The sequence below is a fragment of the Macrococcus sp. 19Msa1099 genome, from assembly GCA_019357535.2.
Lineage (GTDB): Bacteria > Bacillota > Bacilli > Staphylococcales > Staphylococcaceae > Macrococcoides > Macrococcoides psychrotolerans.
On record CP079955.1, the window covers coordinates 144,968 to 163,856 of the forward strand.

At 35.8% G+C, this 18,889-nt stretch carries 18 protein-coding genes; 12 read left to right on the top strand and 6 right to left on the bottom strand.

The window, feature by feature from the left end; translation table 11 throughout:
* The first annotated feature begins 26 nt into the window (after positions 1 to 26).
* The 7 genes from glp (at position 27) to KYI10_00770 (ending at position 5,267) form a co-directional block, all read left to right on the top strand.
* The gene (gene glp / locus KYI10_00740) at positions 27 to 1,271 is read left to right on the top strand and encodes a gephyrin-like molybdotransferase Glp (GenBank protein ID QYA33012.1); all 1,245 of its coding nucleotides are present in this window, start codon (positions 27 to 29) and stop codon (positions 1,269 to 1,271) included.
* Positions 1,265 to 1,744: a molybdopterin-guanine dinucleotide biosynthesis protein B gene (gene mobB, locus KYI10_00745; protein QYA33013.1), complete on the top strand. Its 480-nt coding sequence runs from the start codon at positions 1,265 to 1,267 to the stop codon at positions 1,742 to 1,744. The genes glp and mobB overlap by 7 nt, the downstream gene beginning before the upstream one ends.
* On the top strand, positions 1,731 to 2,171 hold the full coding sequence (locus KYI10_00750; protein ID QYA33014.1) for a molybdenum cofactor biosynthesis protein MoaE: 441 nt from the start codon (positions 1,731 to 1,733) through the stop codon (positions 2,169 to 2,171). Before mobB ends, KYI10_00750 begins: the two co-directional genes overlap by 14 nt.
* A gap of 4 nt (positions 2,172 to 2,175) precedes the next feature.
* Positions 2,176 to 2,409: a MoaD/ThiS family protein gene (locus KYI10_00755; protein QYA33015.1), complete on the top strand. Its 234-nt coding sequence runs from the start codon at positions 2,176 to 2,178 to the stop codon at positions 2,407 to 2,409.
* Positions 2,410 to 3,021, top strand: a complete 612-nt coding sequence (gene mobA, locus KYI10_00760) for a molybdenum cofactor guanylyltransferase MobA (GenBank protein ID QYA33016.1) — start codon at positions 2,410 to 2,412, stop codon at positions 3,019 to 3,021.
* Positions 3,002 to 4,012, top strand: a complete 1,011-nt coding sequence (moaA, locus tag KYI10_00765) for a GTP 3',8-cyclase MoaA (GenBank protein QYA33017.1) — start codon at positions 3,002 to 3,004, stop codon at positions 4,010 to 4,012. The genes mobA and moaA overlap by 20 nt, the downstream gene beginning before the upstream one ends.
* A gap of 241 nt (positions 4,013 to 4,253) precedes the next feature.
* Complete coding sequence (locus KYI10_00770; GenBank protein ID QYA33018.1) at positions 4,254 to 5,267, top strand: fatty acid desaturase; 1,014 nt, start codon at positions 4,254 to 4,256, stop codon at positions 5,265 to 5,267.
* Positions 5,268 to 5,301: 34 nt separating this feature from the next.
* Here the strand turns inward: KYI10_00770 and KYI10_00775 are convergent, their stop codons facing one another.
* The 4 genes from KYI10_00775 to KYI10_00790 all read right to left on the bottom strand — a co-directional run bounded on the left by KYI10_00775 (position 5,302) and on the right by KYI10_00790 (position 9,584).
* Positions 5,302 to 6,348, bottom strand: coding sequence for an SDR family oxidoreductase (locus tag KYI10_00775; GenBank protein QYA33019.2), 1,047 nt, complete (start codon positions 6,346 to 6,348; stop codon positions 5,302 to 5,304).
* A gap of 63 nt (positions 6,349 to 6,411) precedes the next feature.
* Positions 6,412 to 7,584: an MFS transporter gene (locus tag KYI10_00780; GenBank protein QYA33860.2), complete on the bottom strand. Its 1,173-nt coding sequence runs from the start codon at positions 7,582 to 7,584 to the stop codon at positions 6,412 to 6,414.
* A gap of 15 nt (positions 7,585 to 7,599) precedes the next feature.
* Positions 7,600 to 8,025, bottom strand: coding sequence for a MarR family transcriptional regulator (locus KYI10_00785; GenBank protein ID QYA33020.1), 426 nt, complete (start codon positions 8,023 to 8,025; stop codon positions 7,600 to 7,602).
* Positions 8,026 to 8,132: 107 nt separating this feature from the next.
* Positions 8,133 to 9,584, bottom strand: coding sequence for an NAD-dependent succinate-semialdehyde dehydrogenase (locus KYI10_00790; protein ID QYA33021.1), 1,452 nt, complete (start codon positions 9,582 to 9,584; stop codon positions 8,133 to 8,135).
* A gap of 125 nt (positions 9,585 to 9,709) precedes the next feature.
* Here KYI10_00790 and KYI10_00795 point away from each other — a divergent pair, with 125 nt between their 5' ends.
* Positions 9,710 to 10,891, top strand: a complete 1,182-nt coding sequence (locus KYI10_00795) for a multidrug effflux MFS transporter (protein QYA33022.1) — start codon at positions 9,710 to 9,712, stop codon at positions 10,889 to 10,891.
* A 179-nt stretch (positions 10,892 to 11,070) separates the two neighbouring features.
* On the opposite strand, the gene KYI10_00800 is transcribed toward KYI10_00795, so the two are convergent.
* Entirely contained in the window at positions 11,071 to 12,348 is a 1,278-nt protein-coding gene (locus KYI10_00800; protein QYA33023.1) for a D-alanyl-D-alanine carboxypeptidase family protein, read from the bottom strand.
* 258 nt (positions 12,349 to 12,606) lie between these two features.
* On the opposite strand from KYI10_00800, the gene KYI10_00805 reads away from it, so the two are divergent.
* The 4 genes from KYI10_00805 (at position 12,607) to KYI10_00820 (ending at position 17,665) form a co-directional block, all read left to right on the top strand.
* Positions 12,607 to 13,812, top strand: a complete 1,206-nt coding sequence (locus tag KYI10_00805; protein ID QYA33024.1) for a nucleoside transporter C-terminal domain-containing protein — start codon at positions 12,607 to 12,609, stop codon at positions 13,810 to 13,812.
* 270 nt (positions 13,813 to 14,082) lie between these two features.
* Positions 14,083 to 15,678: an L-lactate permease gene (locus KYI10_00810; protein QYA33025.1), complete on the top strand. Its 1,596-nt coding sequence runs from the start codon at positions 14,083 to 14,085 to the stop codon at positions 15,676 to 15,678.
* Between the two features lie 27 nt (positions 15,679 to 15,705).
* Positions 15,706 to 16,653 (top strand): L-lactate dehydrogenase, encoded by a 948-nt coding sequence (locus tag KYI10_00815; GenBank protein QYA33026.1) that lies wholly within the window; start codon positions 15,706 to 15,708, stop codon positions 16,651 to 16,653.
* A 178-nt stretch (positions 16,654 to 16,831) separates the two neighbouring features.
* On the top strand, positions 16,832 to 17,665 hold the full coding sequence (locus KYI10_00820) for a YitT family protein (GenBank protein ID QYA33027.1): 834 nt from the start codon (positions 16,832 to 16,834) through the stop codon (positions 17,663 to 17,665).
* Positions 17,666 to 17,756: 91 nt separating this feature from the next.
* On the opposite strand, the gene KYI10_00825 is transcribed toward KYI10_00820, so the two are convergent.
* Complete coding sequence (locus KYI10_00825) at positions 17,757 to 18,797, bottom strand: NAD(P)/FAD-dependent oxidoreductase (protein ID QYA33861.1); 1,041 nt, start codon at positions 18,795 to 18,797, stop codon at positions 17,757 to 17,759.
* Positions 18,798 to 18,889: the final 92 nt, after the last annotated feature.

Here is an 18,889-nt window from a genome sequence, read left to right on the forward strand (position 1 = left end):
CTACATTTAGAGAAAGTAGGATAACGATGCTTGAAAAACGTACACCCATTCCAGTTACAGAAGCGATAGATAAATGTTTACAGCATGCTAAATATAAAATAGTAACGAATAAGTATTACACCGATAGTTTAGGCTATACATTAGCTGAAGATATTATTGCAACATATGATATACCGATGTTTGATAAGTCGCCATATGACGGCTTTGCGATTGTAAGTGAAGCGTCAGAAGGTGCAAGTGGTGATGCGCGTAAGGCATTTAAAGTTATCGATCATATCGGTGCCGGACATGTAAGTGACGCACAACTAAAAGACAACGAAGCAGTACGTATCATGACTGGTGCGCCAATTCCAGAGGGTGCAGATGCTGTCGTTATGCTTGAACAAACGTCGCTCATAGAAAAGGGTTTTACGCTTAGAAAACCATTTACACCTGGTGAAAATATTTCAAGGCAGGGTGAAGAATGTAAGCAAGGTGAAGTTGTTATTCCGAAAGGAACGCAAATTACTGCAGGTGTAATCGCAGTATTGGCGACCTTCTCGTATGAGTACGTGAACGTTTACCATAAGCCGACTGTTGCACTAATTGCTACTGGATCAGAACTTGTAGAAATGAATGAATCACTTGCACCAGGGAAAATTAGAAATTCAAATGGACCGATGATTGCATCACTTTGTAAAGCGATGGGTATTAAAGTGAAAGACTATCGTGTTCATGGTGACAACTTCGATGCGCTATACGAAGTAGTGCGTGATGCCCTGGATGCACATGACATCGTAATTACTACGGGTGGTGTGAGTGTCGGTGACTTCGATTTCATGCCTGAAATATATAACAAACTTTCAGCAGAAGTGTTATTCAACAAAGTTGCGATGCGACCAGGCAGTGTAACAACTGTAGCGGTAAGTCATGACAAATTTCTTTTTGGATTATCAGGTAACCCGAGCGCTTGTTACACGGGGTTTGAGCTATATACGAAGCCTGTACTGCGTAAAATGATGGGTCAGAGCGAAGTATATCCGACTGTGGTTAAAGCAACGCTTGCAGAAGACTTCACGAAAGCAAATCCATTTACAAGATTTATAAGAGCGGATTTAGATTACCGTAATATGACGGTAGCGCCGAGTGGATTTAATAAGAGTAATGCAGTGATCGGCATCGCAAAAAGCAATAGCATGATTGTTTTACCTGGGGGAACGAGAGGGTTTAAACAAGGTGACACTGTAGATGTCCTGTTAACAGAACTTTCTTGTGAGGATTCATCATGGTAAAAGTATTGCAAGTCGTTGGATTTAAAAAGTCTGGAAAAACAACAACGATGAATCGTATTATTAAGCAATTGAAAACACTCGATTATGAAGTGTCTGTTATTAAACATCACGGTGAAATTGGTGGACAGGAAATAGATATTCCAAGAACTCGTGATCATATAACATATATAGAGAACGGAGCAGATGAAAGCATCGTCCAGGGATATGCGTATATTCATAAGCTAAGAAAGAATGAATCGATTGAACTCCAGACTATTATCGATGAAGAAGTAACGTGTAAGGATATTGTGCTAGTAGAAGGTTATAAGCAGGCACATTACGATAAAATTGTGCTTTACAACAATGCTGAAGATAAAGAGATGCTATCTCAGTTACAAAATATTAAACTGATGGTAGATACATCCGTTGATAGTGAACAAGTGATAAAGAAATTCATACAAAGTTGGGTAGGTGATACACGTGAAACAATTTGAGGTCGTAACGATGCCGATTGATGTTGAACATTATAGAAAGATGACGGTAACGCCACATCAAGGTGCAGTATGTGTGTTTACCGGTATCGTAAGAGAATGGACACAAGGTGTTAAAACAGAGTATCTGGAATATGAAGCATACATTCCAATGGCAGAGAAAAAATTAGAACAGATCGGTCAGGAAATAAACGTGAAATGGCCGGAGACGATAGTAAGTATTGCTCACCGTATCGGTAATCTTGAAGTATCAGAGATAGCAGTGGTGATTTGTGTATCGAGTCCGCATCGCAAAGATAGTTATGCAGCAAATGAATATGCGATTGAACGCATTAAAGAGATTGTTCCGATATGGAAAAAAGAAATATGGGAAGACGGAGAACAGTGGATTGGTGGCCAAAGAGGTTACCATCCGAATTATAAGGGGTGATATGATGAAAGTATTATATTTTGCACATATTAAAGCAAAACTGGATCGCACAGAAGATCAGTTTTCGTTTGCTGAGCCTGTTAAAGTAAGTCAGTTTAGAAAGCATTTATATGAAACGTATCCGGTAATACGTGATGAGCAATTTCAAATCGCTGTTAATGAAGAGTTTGTACGCGACGAAGATGTAATTCATAATGATGATGTTGTCGCATTAATTCCACCTGTTAGTGGTGGCTAAATGATCGGTGTTATATTAGCAGGAGGTGCTTCTACACGCTTTGGCAGCAATAAAGCCCTTCACAAAATCGATGGTAAGCCATTTTACGAGCATGTATATGAAGCATTTAAAGAAAGTACCGTATCGTGCATTGTTCTGAGCACGAATAAACAGAGGACTTCATACTTTGAAGAGGAAATTAAAGAGAAGCAACTCGATATGCACGTAGTAACGGATATCGAAGCGGATTGTGGCCCGATGTCAGGCATATACACTGTAATGGAAACGTGTATTTCAGAAAGTTACTTCGTCGTCTCTGTTGATACACCGTTTATAACAACAGAAGCAATAGACTATCTTATTAGTTGTTTTAATACACGAAATGTAAATGCGCTGTGTTATAAGGATGACTTACAAGTACATCGCACAATTGCGATTTATCATCGTTCGTTACTACCTGTTATACAAGAGAGTATGAAACAAAAGCGTTATGCATTAAAACAATTGACGGTTGAGGCACAGTTTGTTCCTGTTTCAGAAGTAAGCGACGAAAGCGAATGGTATGCTAATATTAATACAAAGACTGATTTACAGAACGTAAGGAGGGTGACAAATGAAACAAATAACAGATAAATTAGGGCGCCCGATTAGAGATCTGCGTATTTCTGTAACAGATCGCTGTAACTTCCGTTGTACATATTGCATGCCGAAAGAAATATTTGGTGATGACTATGTTTTTCTGCCGAAAGATGAATTACTGTCCTTTGAAGAGTTGACGCGTATTGCAAAAGTATATGCACAGCTCGGTGTCAAGAAAGTAAGGATTACAGGTGGGGAGCCGCTATTGCGTAGAGATTTACCGGACTTAATACGCGAAATCCAAGCGATAGAAGGTATAGAAGATATCGGTTTAACGACGAATGGTTTGTTGCTGAAAAAGCACGGACAAGCATTATATGATGCTGGATTACGTCGCATAAATGTCAGTTTAGACGCGCTTGATGAAACATTTGAAGCGGTAAATGGACGTGGTATCAGTGCGGATCAAATATTAGAACAAATTGATCACGCTGTATCTATTGGTTTACAAGTTAAAGTGAACATGGTGATACAAAAAGGTATGAATGACCATCAGATGATTCCGATGGTCAAGTATTTCAAAGATAAAAAAATAACATTGCGCTTTATTGAATTTATGGATGTTGGTAATGACAATGGCTGGAATTTTGATAAAGTAATTACGAAACAGGAAATGATAACGCATATTTCAGAGCATTTTAATATTAAGCATGAACCACCGAAATACTTTGGCGAAGTTGCGAAATATTATGTTCATGATAATGGCGCAAAACTCGGATTTATTACAAGCGTGTCAGAATCATTTTGTTCAACGTGTACAAGAACACGCTTAAGTTCAGATGGTAAGATATTTGGTTGTTTATTTGCAACAGATGGTTATGACTTGAAAGAATTTATTAGAAGCGGTGCGACAGATCAGGAGTTGAAGGACAAGCTTATTGCACTATGGTCTGTGCGTCAGGATCGTTATTCTGATGAACGTACTGCCGAAACTGTGAGGCAAAGAAAGAAAAAGAAAATAAATATGAATTATATTGGTGGCTAAAATTATTATTTTAATATAATAATTTTATTAGATATAAACTATGTGTAAGTATATATATATTCATATAACAATTTTAATATAGCATATCATCGAAAAAATCGATGATATGCTATTTTTTACTTTTATTATTCAAAATAAACGTTATAATAGAGTAGTAATAAAATTAGTACTAGGTAATAATATTAACTGACAATCCTTTTCGGTATCGTGGTTTCATTATTATTTTATTTAGAGGTGACTTATGGAAAGAGACAAAAAGTTAATGTTAAGAAAGATGGTTAAGCCTTATGAGAAATCCGCACTACAAATAAGTTTAGTCCAGGTGCTAAATACACTGGTTCCTTATTTAGTACTTGTAGCGATAAGTATGTTAAGTTACAGTGTTTCTCCATGGATATCAGTAGCTGTTAGTATTGTGGCAGCATTCTTCCTAGTTCGAACGTTTATTATATTTCATGACTGTTGTCATGGTTCGTTCTTTAAGAATAAGAAGTGGAACGATGCAATGGGAAATTTTACTGGATTTTTGACGATGTTTCCGTATCAGCAATGGCGCAGAGAACACAATATTCATCATGCAACAAGCGGCAACCTTGATAAGAAGGGGATCGGTGATATATGGATGATGACCATTGATGAATATGAAGCGGCAAGTAAGTGGAAGCAACGTGGTTATCGTATGTATCGTAATCCATTTGTTATGTTTGTTTTAGGGCCGATATATTTATTGTTCGTTACAAACAGAATTAATAGTAAAGGTGCTAAGCAGAAAGAAAAATTAAATACGTATTTTCATAATATTGCAATCTTGGTCGTGTATGGATCTATTATCTGGTACTTTGGATTTGCATTCTTTGCAGCGGTATTTCTACCGATTATGTTTATCGGGTCAATGCTTGGTATATGGATGTTCTATATTCAGCATACATTTGAAGAATCGTACTTCGAAGAGAATTCAGAGTGGGATTATGTTAAAGCTGCAGTTGAAGGGAGTTCGTATTACAAATTACCAAAATTATTGCAGTGGTTAACAGGGAACATTGGGTTCCACCATGTGCATCATTTAAGTCCGAGAATTCCAAATTACTATCTCGAAACTGCACACGAAGAAGTTAAACCACTGCAGTATGCAACGACAATCACATTTAAACAAAGTCTGGAGACAATTAAATATAAACTTTACGATGAGAAAAGAAAGGTATTTATCACATTTAAAGATTATTATCGTAATTATGCAAAGAAAAGAACAATTTAAAAAACAAGAATGGAAACTAATTCCATTCTTGTTTTTATTTGAAGAAAACTTCGATAATGTAATCTAGATTCTCGTCTGTAAGTTGTAGTGTCGTTTCATTTACTTCGCTTAACAACATTTTTGTATTATTTTCTTCAAATACGATAGATTTCTTGAAATATGGTTCAAATACATGGATGAAGCCATTAAGCACAGCTTCCTCAGCATTCATGGTAGAACGTGCTGATGTTGGTGCGACAGTCAATGTGTCAAATTCTAAATGATTTTTAATCATTGCAAGCACCTTTAAATTTTCTGGGGGATTATTATTCGTTATGTGATAAATTGTTTCATGCTGTGCATGTAAGATAGCATGCGCCAGTACCTTAACGACATAATCAACTGGAACTAAGTTCGATGTACAATTATCATCTGCGAATAAGCGAAATGGCTGTTTGCCAATTAATCCTTTACGGTCCATCTTACGTTTAAATACTTTCAAAGCTTTCATAAAGCCATAAAGCGTGAACTTAGAGTCCGCTTCACCAGTCACAGAATCTCCGATAATAATCGCAGGTCGTAAAATTGAATATGTCAATCCGCTTTCAGCGACTGCGTGTTCAGCTTTAATCTTACTCTCTTCATATGGGTTATTTACTGGTGTACCAATTGGATGTAGTATTTCCTTAGCATACTCGTTTGTGCCGACAGTATATGCTGTCGATACGTATAAGAAATGCTTTGTATTTAAATCCTTTGCCAAGTTAAGTGCGTGTAATGTTCCATGATAATTGATATTAAATAGATCGTTGCGCAGTTCTTCATCAAATTTCACTAATGCTGCAAGATGATAAAAGTAATCCATTTCTGGAAGAAGCTTTATAACATCCTTGTCAAGACCACAATTAGGCGAGGTGATATCACCTTGAACAAAGTGGAGGCGACTTTCATTTTCCTTAGTAATTAATTTATTCTTACGTGCTTCATCACGATATAGAATATACAAATGATGATTATTATTCTGTAGCAGCTTATTGATTAGTTGTGCTCCGACAAAACCGGTTGCACCCGTTAAAAATATATTCAAATTGTTCACATCCATAAATTTAATCCTAAATTATATTGTGCAGTAATTTGCAACTAGAGTAAAGAGATATGAAAAAACTTAAGAATAAAGATGTGCCTTCCTGCCATGCAGCATATAATATGCAACCATTCCGATAATTACTAGGATGCTCATGTAACGATACAAGCCATGCAACCCAAGCATCGGGATAAATAGTCCTAATATATAAGGGCCGAATCCAAGCGCAAAGTCTAAAAAGATAAAGTATGTACTCGTTGCAAGACCCATCTTTTCATGATCTGTAACTTTAACTGCTGTTGCTTGTGCAATAGACTGAAAGTTGCCGTATCCAAATCCTAGCAATGCAGCGCTTAATATTAAAGTCCAGGAAGCATGCGTGATACTTAAACACAATAATCCAAGGAAAAAGGAGATGAGTGATGGATACATCACGATATTCGTACCCTTTCTATCCATAAGTTTACCTGTGATTGGACGGGATATCAGTACAACTAGTGCATAAGTAAGGAAGAAGAAACTTCCTGCAGTAATCAAATTGTTCTCTTTTGTGAAAAATGAAATAAAGCTGAGTACACTTGAATATGCTGTACAGCAAATAAGAACAACAATTGAAATAGGGATTGCATTACGATCGATATAATCTGAAACATGGAAGCCTTTCGGCGCATGTGAGTTCATAGATTTTACTTCGTGGTTCACTTTAACTTGAGGCACCATTAATAGTCCGATAACTGCAAGGACTAAACAGAAAATAAAGAGTTGTCTAAAGGAAATAACCTGAAGTAATGATAATCCCAAAAACGGTCCAATAGCAGTTGCCATCACTGTACTCATACTAAAGTAACTGATACCTTCGCCACGGCGCTTTATTGGCGTGATAAATGCAGCAATGGTCCCTGTAGCTGTAGAGGCAATGCCATTGCCCATCCCATTTAAAAAACGTATTGCAAGAAGTAATGGTAAGTTGAACGATGCGAAGTAGAGGGCAGTTGTAATCGTAAATATGAGTACGCCAATTACGAGCACTTTCTTTTGACCTAAAATGTCAATATTTTTCCCAGCCCAGAATCTTCCGAATAAGCTCCCGACAATAAAGATTCCAGATACGAGGCCGGCAGTACTCGTAGAGACATGATACTCGTCAACTGCGTATCCACCGATTGTAACAAGTAATAAAAACATTGATAACATTAATATAAAATTGATCAAAGAAACCATGATAAATGGTTTAGTCCATAATTTTTCTTCCAATATAACAAATCCTTTCTATTCTTCAGTAATTTCAATTGACGAGAGTGCCTCGTTAATAATGAGTAATGTGTCAGAATCGATATTCTTTAAATAATTGGTTTGAACAGTCTCTATCATTATCATGACCTCTTCATAAGTTGTGTGTCCTTTAGCGGTAGGGGTAAGTAATCTGGACCTCTTATCTTGTCCAACTGTACTCTCAATAAATTCGTATTGAATAAGAAACTGAATTATTTTTGTTGCTGTGGGCTTTTCTATATTACGTAGCTTAGCGATTTCTACTAGTGTCGTAGATTGTTTGAGCACAATAATTTTTAGGACAAGCCATTGAGCGGAGGACAGACCGAACTGAATTAACGATTTGTTCATATGATCAACATATGCTTTCCTTAGAGCAAGGATGTGATCAAATAATTGCATTTGCTGTAGTGCTCTTGTCATAGGAAGTCACCACCTCTTTTATATAGTTAGCCTAACTAACTATATAAGTATAAAAGAATACAGAGCTTTTGTAAATAAAAAAAGATGGCATAGAAGCCATCTTTTTTTTATAGAAATTGTGTATTTACAAATTTTGCTGTTACATACTCTTTAATACCGAGATGAGAATTCTCTCGACCAAATCCTGAATGTTTTACACCACCGAATGGCGTTTCTGGATTTGAGATTGCAACTTCATTAATTCCGACCATACCATATTCTAGAGTTCTAGAAATTTGCTGAATAATAGAACTATCACTTGCATATGCATAGCTTGCAAGACCATACTCTGTATCATTAGCCATAGCGAGAGCCTCTTCGATCGTATCGAATGTAATGATAGGAATTACAGGTCCAAAAGTCTCTTCATAGAAAATATCCATTGTTTTATTAACATGATCTAATATAGTAGGTTGTATAAAGAAACCGTTTGAATACTCACCCTCAGTAAGTCTATGACCACCTGTGACAAGTGTTGCCCCTTTATCTGTAGCATTCACGATCTGCTGCTTGATTTTATCAATAGCATCTTCACGAATTAATGGCCCGATATCACTTTCCTCATTTAAGCCATTGCCAACTTTAAGTGCTTCCACTTCAGGAACAAGCTTATCCATAAATTTATCTTTAATAGAACTATGAACAAATATTCGGTTAGGTGCAATACAAACTTGTCCATTATTACGGAATTTTGCAGCTATTAGACCTTTTACAGCTGCCTCGATATCAGCATCTTCATGAACGATAAATGGAGCATGGCCTCCAAGCTCAAGAGACATTTTCTTTAAAGTCTGGCCTGACTGCTCGTATAATGCTTTACCAATAGGTGTAGAACCGGTAAAAGTAATCTTATTTACTTTATCAGAATCAGTAAATGCCTGACCGATTTCTTTAGAACTGCCCATAACAATATTTGCTACACCTTTAGGAAGCTCTGCTTGTTCGAATAATTCAAATATCGCGAGCGCTGATAAAGGAGTATCTCCTGAAGGTTTAAGAACAATTGTATTTCCTGCTGCAAGTGCTGGTGCAATTTTACGTGTAATCATACCAGATGGGAAATTCCATGGTGTAATCGCCGCAACGACTCCAATTGGTTCATAAATAATTTCATATTTATGATTGTTTGGTGCAGGGATAAGCTCACCGTAGAGACGACGTGACTCTTCGGCATTCCATCTAAAGCTTTCAGCTCCTGAAAGTACTTCTAATTTAGATTCTTTCAAAGGTTTTCCTTGTTCTAACGTCATAATTTCAGCAAGACGATCTACATTTTCTTCTAATAAGTCAGCAATTTTATGCAGATAAGTAACACGTTCTTTAAGTTCAAGTGCTTTCCAGCCAGAGAAAGCTTCATGAGCTGTTTGAATCGCTTCTTCTACTTGTGCTTCGTTAGCTTGTGCGATTTGTGCGATTGTTTCACCAGTTGCCGGATTTATGACATCTTTCTTGTCCTGGGTTGTTACCCATTCTCCATTTATATATAAATCTGTGTGTAATTCATTGATTACATTCGTCATAATATACCTTCTTTCAATAGATTGGTTATATCTATATTTACCCTTTTTATGGATGATTAAACAAATCATATGCTTACTGTAGGAAATCTAGTATAGTAATTTATATTAAACATTGGAGGAAGTATATGAAGAAAGATAATAAGCTCATACTCATATTAACATTAGGATTACTAGCAGCTTTTGGACCATTATCATTAGATATGTATTTGCCTGCTTTACCACGTGTAGCAGATGATCTTAGCACAAGCGCTTCCTATGCTCAGCTCAGTCTGACTGCATGTATGATAGGTTTAGCAGTAGGTCAGATTATAGTAGGACCCATCAGTGATGTTACAGGGAGAAAGAAACCGTTGTTTATCGCACTTATTGGATATGCTTTATTTTCTTACTTTGCTGCGCGTGCAGCTACGATAGAATGGCTTATTTTCTTTAGATTTATTCAAGGATTTTGTGGTGGTGCAGGAGCTGTACTGTCACGAGCGATATCAAGTGATCTATATAAAGGGAAAGATTTAACGAAGTTTTTAGCAGTGCTGATGCTTGTTAATGGACTTGCACCTGTTCTTGCTCCCGTACTTGGCGGCGTTATATTGAGCATATCTACATGGCATACTGTTTTTTATATTTTAGCAATTTATGGTGTATTGATGGTACTCTTAGCACTTACTTTAGAGGAGAGCTTACCGAAATATAACAGAAATGAAGGCGCATTGAAATCAATTTGGAAAGACTTTAAATTATTGCTGACAAATAAAGCATTTGTGACGATGTTGATGCTCCAATCACTAACATATGGTGTATTGTTCAGCTATATTTCTGGGTCTCCATTTATTACCCAGAAAATATATGATATGAATGCACAGCAATTTAGTTATCTATTTGCATTGAATGGCATAGGCTTAATTGTATTCAGTCAGTTAACCGCTAAACTTGTAAATAAAATGGATGAACTGAAGATATTGAAGCTAGGACAAAATATTCAGTTCGTTGGCATGATACTTACAGTAATAGTGTTGGTGCTCCATCTTCCGGTATGGATGCTATGTGCTGCATTCTTCCTGATGATTACTCCGGTTAGTATGATAGGAACGACTGGATTTTCTATCGCAATGCAAGTACAGAATCAGGGTGCTGGCAGTGCATCGGCAATATTGGGACTAATGCAGTTCTTAATTGGTGGTATACTATCACCCCTAGTTGGTGTGATGGGGGAAAGTTCGATTATTCCATTTATCGTTATCATTATTACATGTACCGTTCTTGCGCAAAGTATTAGAGCTATTTGGGTGAAAAATATTGAAATTTAATGCAATATACGACAAATAAAAGAAACTTCTTTTTATTATACTTAGAGCTGCCTCGTTATAAATCTCCCTTTTCAAAAGAATATCATGAAAAAGATGCATCTCATCATACTTGAGATGCATCTTTTAGATACGGATTATAATGCTTTCTTATTTAAGTTGACAGTGTCCTATTACTCATCTCATAAATTTCTAAAGAGATGTGGCTTGTAATAATACAACAGTAACAATAATCCAGTAATAATGGATACAGTACTTACTAAAACAATCCACCACATATTTTCCTGGAAGAATAGACGTTGTTCATACTTCTTGTTATCCTCAGCTTTAACAGTTGGAGCATGGTATTCATTTGAGACAAATGCACGTTTGTAGTGATAAGAAAGTTTGCCATCCTTAAACTGGAATGATCCTTTTATATCGTTCTTAACAATGTCATATAAGTCTGAGTGCACATATAATTCTTGACCGTTAATTGTATGTACGCCTTTAGCGAGTACTTTCTTATATGCATATTCATTATATACTTTGTCCATTATTGCATTGGCCATAATATTTCTATTAAATTCTGCTGGTGGGTCGTACCAGCTTTCGACACCCATCATCACTTGTATGATACGCATATCATTTTTCGTACCTGTTATTGCGGTATTGAAGCCGGCCGTATCACTCGAACCTGTTTTAAGACCGTCAACCCCTTTATACCCAAGTTTAGCGCCTTCTAATGAATGATTGTATGTATGAAAGGTTTCTTCATCGATGGTACCTTTTTTTACAGTAACATTGACGCTCTTCGTATATTTCAGTATTTCTGGATATTCACTCACGAGGTGCTGGCATAGTATCGCATAATCTTTAGCACTCGATATATTATCTTCATTTTGCGGATATTTCTTTGCTTTATATTCATTCAGCAAGTTATTAGGTGCACCTACAGGATTATAGAACTTCGTACTGTTCATACCGAGTCTTTTAGCTTCTTGATTCATCATATCAATGAATTCAGAATCATTTTCTGTTACGAGACTGGATAACATATATGTAGCTGCGTTACTTGAATTTGTCAGCATGATTGGCATAAGTTCATCAACGGTATAAACTGCATTTAATCTCAGTTTGTTATTACTTAATGCGGGTAACTTTGAAATATTATAAAATTTATCCGTTACTTTAACTTTAGTACTGTAAGTGATCTCACCCTTATCCATTTCCTGCAATAATAGATATAGTGTCATCAATTTGGACATTGAAGCAAGGGGCCATTTCGTATCGATATCATCTGAATAGAGTACTTGACCATTTTTTTGTGCTATTACAATAGTTCCTTTAGGGTTATATGATGCATCAATATAATTTCCAGCATCATTTGCAATTTCATAAGGTTCTTTAGCGAGTGCTGGGTATGAAAATAAAAATAAAAAAATTATTAAAAATGATAAGACACGGTTTAAAACTTTCATTCTTTGACCTCGATTTATTTATTAAAAATATAGATTTATTCTATCATAATTATTGAAGACTATAAATTTTATATTATAAAAATAAAAAAGCAAATGTTACTTATACTATCGCTAGCCAAAATGCCTCAATATTCGATTTTTAGACTAAAAAGCTTATATAAACGAACAAAAGTTCGTTTTTTATTGTGAAAAAGTGTGCTTAAATCAAAAAAACAATGTTATAATCATGAAAGTAAAATTAAATTAAAGGTGGAAAAGATGAATACTTATTTAATATTGAACATTGTTGGTATCTTAGTTTTTATTCTTGTTGCATTCTTGTTCTCTCGTGATAAAAAGAACATCGACTGGAAATCAATCATAATCATGTTAGTGCTTAATTTATTTTTAGCGTGGTTCTTTACACAATTCCCATACGGCAGAATCGGTGTTCAAAAAGTAGCAGATGCGTTTAGTTGGATGTTACAAGCAGCGTATTTTGGTATCGGAATGCCATTTGCAAGCTTTACTGCACCTGGTCCTGGTAAGATGGATATGGCTGTTTCAGCTTTGCTGCCTATTCTTTTCGTAGTACCGCTTTTTGATATTTTAATGTATATCGGGGTATTACCATTTATCATTAAATGGATGGGTTGGGTAATCGGTAAGGTTACAGGGCAACCGAGATTTGAATCATTTTATTCTATTGAGATGATGGTTTTAGGAAATACAGAAGCTTTAGCGGTATCTAATACACAATTAAGACAAATGAACGAAGCACGTGTCCTTACCATTGCATTGATGTCTATGAGCTGTATTTCAGGTTCTATCGTTGGTGCATATATCTCTATGGTGCCTGGAGAATTAGTATTAACTGCAATTCCTTTAAATATAATCAATGCAATCATCATAGCGACAATCTTAAATCCAGTTAAATTAACTCCTGAAGAAGATTATGTTGTTGAAATTAAAGCTGAAAAACGTCAGCCGTTCTTCTCCTTCTTAGGGGATTCAGTACTTGGAGCAGGAAAATTAATCTTAATTATTATCGCATTCTTAATCGCATTTGTATCATTAGCGCATTTTATTGATATGCTATTAGGATTATTCCCAGGTAATTTAACATTAAGTATTATTTTAGGATGGATTATGGCGCCGTTTGCGATGCTTTTAGGTCTACCTTGGGCAGAAGCGAAAGTTGTCGGTGGTCATATGGCCACAAAGATTATCACTAATGAATTTGTTGTTATGTTAGGGGTTAAAGATCAACTAAAATCTTTTTCACCGCATATGACAGCAGTACTTGTAACATTCTTGATTTCATTCGCTAACTTCTCAACTATTGGTATGATCATTGGAACCTTAAAAGGTATTGTTAATGAGAAAACTTCTGATTTCGTAAGTAAATATGTACCGATGATGTTACTATCAGGTATTTTAGTATCATTACTGTCTGCAGCATTTGTTGGATTATTTACTTGGTAAGAAAATTTAGGACTGAGACATTAAGTCTCAGTCCTCTTTATTTATTTCTTTATGTTTAAGTAGCTGATTATCGTAAATATATAAAGTAAAATCTCTAATCTGATTGGAATCGCTTTCTCTGTATTATTTGTGAAAATAATCACAAAACTATTGCAATCCCTCTATACAGGTAGTATTATAAAACTGTGATAAAAAATATTTAAATAAAATACAACAGTTCATTTCATGATATTATGATTATTTTATATTAAAGGAAGAGGAGAATGTCTTATGTTTGTCAGTTCGTTTGATCCATTCGGTAACTTAGCAATATCAGCTATCGTTGCAGCAGTACCGATTATCTTGTTTTTGTTATGTTTAACCGTCTTTAAAATGAAGGGGATAAATGCAGCATTGATTACGCTTGTAGTAACAGCAGTTATTGCTTTATTCGTTTTTAAATTGCCTGGAGCAGTCGCTGCAGGAGGCGTAACTGAAGGTGTTGTTCAAGGATTGTTCCCGATTGGTTACATCATTATTATGGCAGTATGGCTTTATAAAGTGTCAGTAGAAAGTGGTAAGTTTAAGATTATTCAAGATTCTATTTCTGGAATTTCACCTGACCAGCGCATTCAGTTATTGCTTATTGGATTTTGTTTTAATTCTTTCCTTGAAGGTGCAGCTGGGTTTGGAGTACCTATCGCAATTTGTGCAGTGTTACTTGTACAACTTGGATTTAAGCCACTTCAAGCTGCGATGTTCTGTTTGATTGCTAATGCCGCTTCTGGAGCTTTTGGAGCAATCGGTATCCCGGTAGGAATAGTGAATACACTAGGCTTAAAAGGTGGCGTTACGGCAATGGACGTGTCACAGATGACCGTGTATACACTCCCTATAACAAATATTGCTATTCCATTTATCCTCGTATTTGTATTAAATGGTATGAAAGGAATTAAAGAAACTTTACCGGCAATTTTAGTTTCAGGTTTAACTTATGCAGTTACACAAGTGTTGATTACAATCTTTATGGGACCTGAACTTGCAGATATTATTCCATCTTTACTTGCGATGGCAGCATTGGCGATATTCTGTAACAAATGGCAGCCGAAGAATATATTCCGATTATCAGATGATCAAGTTGAAACAGTACATCATCCTATTAAGGAGATTATCTCAGCCTGGAGCCCCTTCATCTTCTTGACAGGACTTGTACTTTTATGGAGCTTACCTGCATTTAAAGCACTGTTTGCAGAAGGTGGCATATTACAGAAATCGATTCTGACATTCCAGATGCCAGGAACGTTCAATGAAACATTGCAAAAAGGTGTAATGCTAAAACTAGATTTAATCGGAGCGACAGGGACAGCAATCTTGCTTGCAGTTCTAATTACCATCGTCACTTCACCTAAAATCAATTTTGGTAAAGCATTTGAATTACTTGGATTAACAATTAAAGAACTATGGATACCAGTTATTACAATTTGTGCAATTTTAGCGATTGCGAAGTTAACAACTTATGGTGGTTTAACTGTAGCGATGGGTCAGGCCATTGCCAAAACAGGTTCAATATTCCCGCTACTTTCACCTGTACTCGGTTGGATTGGGGTATTTATGACAGGCTCTGTTGTAAATAACAATGTTCTATTTGCTTCTATCCAGGCAACAGCAGGTCATACGATTGGCACAAATCCAGCGTTGCTTGTTGCAGCGAATACAGCAGGTGGTGTTATGGCGAAGTTGATTTCTCCTCAATCTATAGCGATTGCTACTGCAGCTGTTGGTGAAGTTGGTCAAGAATCGAAGCTATTAAGTATGACATTGAAATATAGTATTGCATTACTTGTATTTGTTTGTATTTGGACATTCGCACTTAGTTTAGTACTTTAATCAATTATTATTAAAGGAGAGATAAAGATGGAAAAATTTAAAGGCAATAAAGTAGTTCTTGTCGGTAATGGTGCAGTAGGATCTAGTTATGCATTTGCGATGTTAAACCAAGGTGCTTGTGATGAATTTGTGATCATCGATCTTAATGAAGATAAAGCTAAAGGTGATGCGATGGACTTGAATCACGGTGTCGTTTATGCACCGAGTCCAATGCAAGTTAAATATGGTACGTATGAAGATTGTCATGATGCATCTTTAATTGTTATTTGTGCGGGAGCAGCACAAAAACCTGGAGAAACACGACTAGATTTAGTTGGTAAGAATATGAAAATCTTTAAATCCATTGTCGATGAGATTATGAAAAGTGGATTTGACGGTATCTTCTTAATTGCAACGAATCCTGTAGATGTATTAACATATGCTGTCCAAAAGTTCTCTGGATTACCAGAAAATCAAGTTATAGGATCTGGTACAATACTTGATACTGCACGTTTTAGACATTTATTAAGTCAAGAGTTTAACGTTTCTCCTAACAGTGTTCACGGTTATATTATCGGTGAACATGGAGATTCAGAATTAGCGGTATGGAGCGGTACAAATATTGCAGGTAATTCACTTTATGATATTTTAAATGAAAATCCTGAAAAACAGAAACTGATAGAAGAAATATTTGTCAATACGCGTGATGCGGCTTACGAAATTATTAAAGCTAAAGGTGCCACTTATTACGGTGTTGCAATGGGCTTAATGCGTATTTCTAAAGCAATCTTAAATAATGAGAACGTTGTACTGACAGTATCTGCGAAATTAAATGGTGAGTATGGCCATGACGATGTATATATCGGTGTCCCTGCGATTATTAACAGAAACGGCATCAGAGAAGTATTAGAAACACCATTAAATACAGAAGAAAAAGAAAAGTTTGCAAAATCAGTAGAAACTTTAAAAGCGATTCAAACACCATTTTTCAGCTAAATAATTTAATCAATGATTAATTGAATGCAATGGATAAACCCTGGACGGTATGAGGAAATTTCTCCTTCTATTACTGTTTGGGGTTTTTATAAGGAGAGAATTATTGTATCACTGTTGAAAGTGACTTAAATTTTAGTTAAGCTTATTAACAATGATTATGACAAAAAGGAGGATATATATGAAAATCTCAGCAAAATCGATTTTCTTCGTTATATTAGGTTCATTAATTTTCTCACTTGCAGTGAATGTATTTATTATTCCTGCAAATTTGGGTGAAGGCGGCGTAACTGGGATGTCATTGATTTTCCTTTACAAGTTTGGTTGGTCACCCGCAATTACGACGTTAATTATGAATGTAGTCTTGCTTATTGTGGGATTTAAATTTTTATCTAAACGTTCGATGATTTTAACGATTATTTCTATTATTTCGCTTTCTGTATTTTTGAAGCTTACAGAGCCGTTACAACTTCATCTTAAAGAAGTGCTTGTAAGTACCATCTTTGGAGGGTTTCTCATTGGTGTAGGTATTGGAATGATTGTTCTCGTTGGTGGTACAACTGCAGGAACTACGATTTTAGCGAGAATTGCACATAAATATCTGGATGTAAACACTTCATATGCGCTACTGTTCTTTGATTTGATTGTTGTAGCTTTATCACTAACTGTTATTTCGGTAGAACGTGCGTTACTAACTGTGCTAAGTTTATATATCGGCACAAAGGCGATGGATGTAATGATCGAAGGATTGAACCCTAAGAAAGCCATTACAATCATCTCTCAAAACCCAGATCCGATAGCGAAGATGCTGGATGAAGATATCGGGCGAGGTGTTACAATTTTGAATGGCCGTGGTTATTATTCTAAAAGAGAAACAGATGTACTTTATTGTGTAATCAATAAGCTGCAGTTAACACGTACGAAACGTATGATTAAAAAAATTGATGAGCAGGCATTCGTAGTCGTACATGATGTACGTGATGTACTTGGTAACGGATTTATGACAGAAGACTAATGCGCTAAATATAAAACCCGGCTGATGTGTTAATAACACAACAGTCGGGTTTTACTGTGATTATGATCTATTTTGACAGAAGAGATATTTCTTAGCCTAAGGATGTATCGGAATGAATGAAAGCATCTCTGATATTTTTATTTTCTTCTTCAAATAAGGGGTTGTGGCTTGAAACGACACCATACTGTTCAGCAGATGGATCGATATATGATTTAATTTTGTTGACTGCTATTGCAGCATCGTGAAAGCAACCGGCGATTAAATTCACTTTTGCATCGTGTTTCAATATATCACCGATAGCATAAATACCATCGATATTTGTACTGCCATCTGCATTACCTGCAATATAAAAATTATCTGCACGATGAAGATTGATATCGCTTTTATCAAGGAGTTCGGAATCCATGTGAAAACCATGATTAATAATGACTTCATCTACAGCTAAAGTATAAATAGTATTATCTTGTTTTTTGATGACTGCAGAAGTGATATAGTCATCTTGAGCATTAAAAGAATGTATCCATTGGTTATTGAGCTTAATGACACCTAGCTGATCTAATTGATTGACCATTTCTTCATGGCCTTTGAAATCTTCTTTGCGACAAATGATGTGTACACTATTAGCATAAGGTGCTATGTCTCTCGCCCAGTCAATTGCAGTATTTCCTCCGCCAGATATCAAGATGTCCTTATCTTTAAATCTTGTGAGGGAAGGGACGACATAATGAAGATTATTGATTTCAAATCTTTCCGCATCTTGAATATCTAATTTTATCGGATTAATAATACCTGAGCCAATTGCAATAATAACACTACGAGAAAAATAAGAGTGCTTATTAGTGATCACTTCAAATGAATGACTGTGGTGTTTTTTTATATTGATTACCTTTTCGTTGAGATTCACTTCGGGACGAAAGGTTTTACCTTGAGTTACTAAGTCTGTCATTAGTAATGCTGCGGGTTTAGGTGTTGTGGCACCGATATCCCATACAATCTTTTCTGGATAGAGATTGAGTTTGCCTCCAAGCTTATCATTATATTCAATTATTCGGGCATCTAGACCTCTTAATCCTGCATAGAAACTTGCATATAATCCAGCTGGGCCTCCGCCGATGATTGTTACATCTTTCATATTCTCAGTTCCTTTCTGCTCAATCTTGCTATAATAAATATTATACATTAAAATATCAATATTGATAATCATTATCAATTAATGATAAGAGA

What these genes read in the sequence shown, in the direction of transcription:
- KYI10_00810 (QYA33025.1), top strand. Translation starts at nt 14,083, where the DNA reads ATGTTTGTCAGTTCGTTTGATCCATTCGGTAACTTAGCAATATCAGCT.
- KYI10_00770 (QYA33018.1), top strand. Translation starts at nt 4,254, where the DNA reads ATGGAAAGAGACAAAAAGTTAATGTTAAGAAAGATGGTTAAGCCTTAT.
- KYI10_00820 (QYA33027.1), top strand. Translation starts at nt 16,832, where the DNA reads ATGAAAATCTCAGCAAAATCGATTTTCTTCGTTATATTAGGTTCATTA.
- KYI10_00790 (QYA33021.1), bottom strand. Translation starts at nt 9,584, where the DNA reads ATGACGAATGTAATCAATGAATTACACACAGATTTATATATAAATGGA.
- KYI10_00795 (QYA33022.1), top strand. Translation starts at nt 9,710, where the DNA reads ATGAAGAAAGATAATAAGCTCATACTCATATTAACATTAGGATTACTA.
- KYI10_00775 (QYA33019.2), bottom strand. Translation starts at nt 6,348, where the DNA reads ATGGATGTGAACAATTTGAATATATTTTTAACGGGTGCAACCGGTTTT.
- moaA (QYA33017.1), top strand. Translation starts at nt 3,002, where the DNA reads ATGAAACAAATAACAGATAAATTAGGGCGCCCGATTAGAGATCTGCGT.
- KYI10_00805 (QYA33024.1), top strand. Translation starts at nt 12,607, where the DNA reads ATGAATACTTATTTAATATTGAACATTGTTGGTATCTTAGTTTTTATT.
- KYI10_00825 (QYA33861.1), bottom strand. Translation starts at nt 18,797, where the DNA reads ATGAAAGATGTAACAATCATCGGCGGAGGCCCAGCTGGATTATATGCA.
- mobB (QYA33013.1), top strand. Translation starts at nt 1,265, where the DNA reads ATGGTAAAAGTATTGCAAGTCGTTGGATTTAAAAAGTCTGGAAAAACA.
- KYI10_00815 (QYA33026.1), top strand. Translation starts at nt 15,706, where the DNA reads ATGGAAAAATTTAAAGGCAATAAAGTAGTTCTTGTCGGTAATGGTGCA.
- KYI10_00755 (QYA33015.1), top strand. Translation starts at nt 2,176, where the DNA reads ATGAAAGTATTATATTTTGCACATATTAAAGCAAAACTGGATCGCACA.
- KYI10_00785 (QYA33020.1), bottom strand. Translation starts at nt 8,025, where the DNA reads ATGACAAGAGCACTACAGCAAATGCAATTATTTGATCACATCCTTGCT.
- KYI10_00800 (QYA33023.1), bottom strand. Translation starts at nt 12,348, where the DNA reads ATGAAAGTTTTAAACCGTGTCTTATCATTTTTAATAATTTTTTTATTT.
- glp (QYA33012.1), top strand. Translation starts at nt 27, where the DNA reads ATGCTTGAAAAACGTACACCCATTCCAGTTACAGAAGCGATAGATAAA.
- mobA (QYA33016.1), top strand. Translation starts at nt 2,410, where the DNA reads ATGATCGGTGTTATATTAGCAGGAGGTGCTTCTACACGCTTTGGCAGC.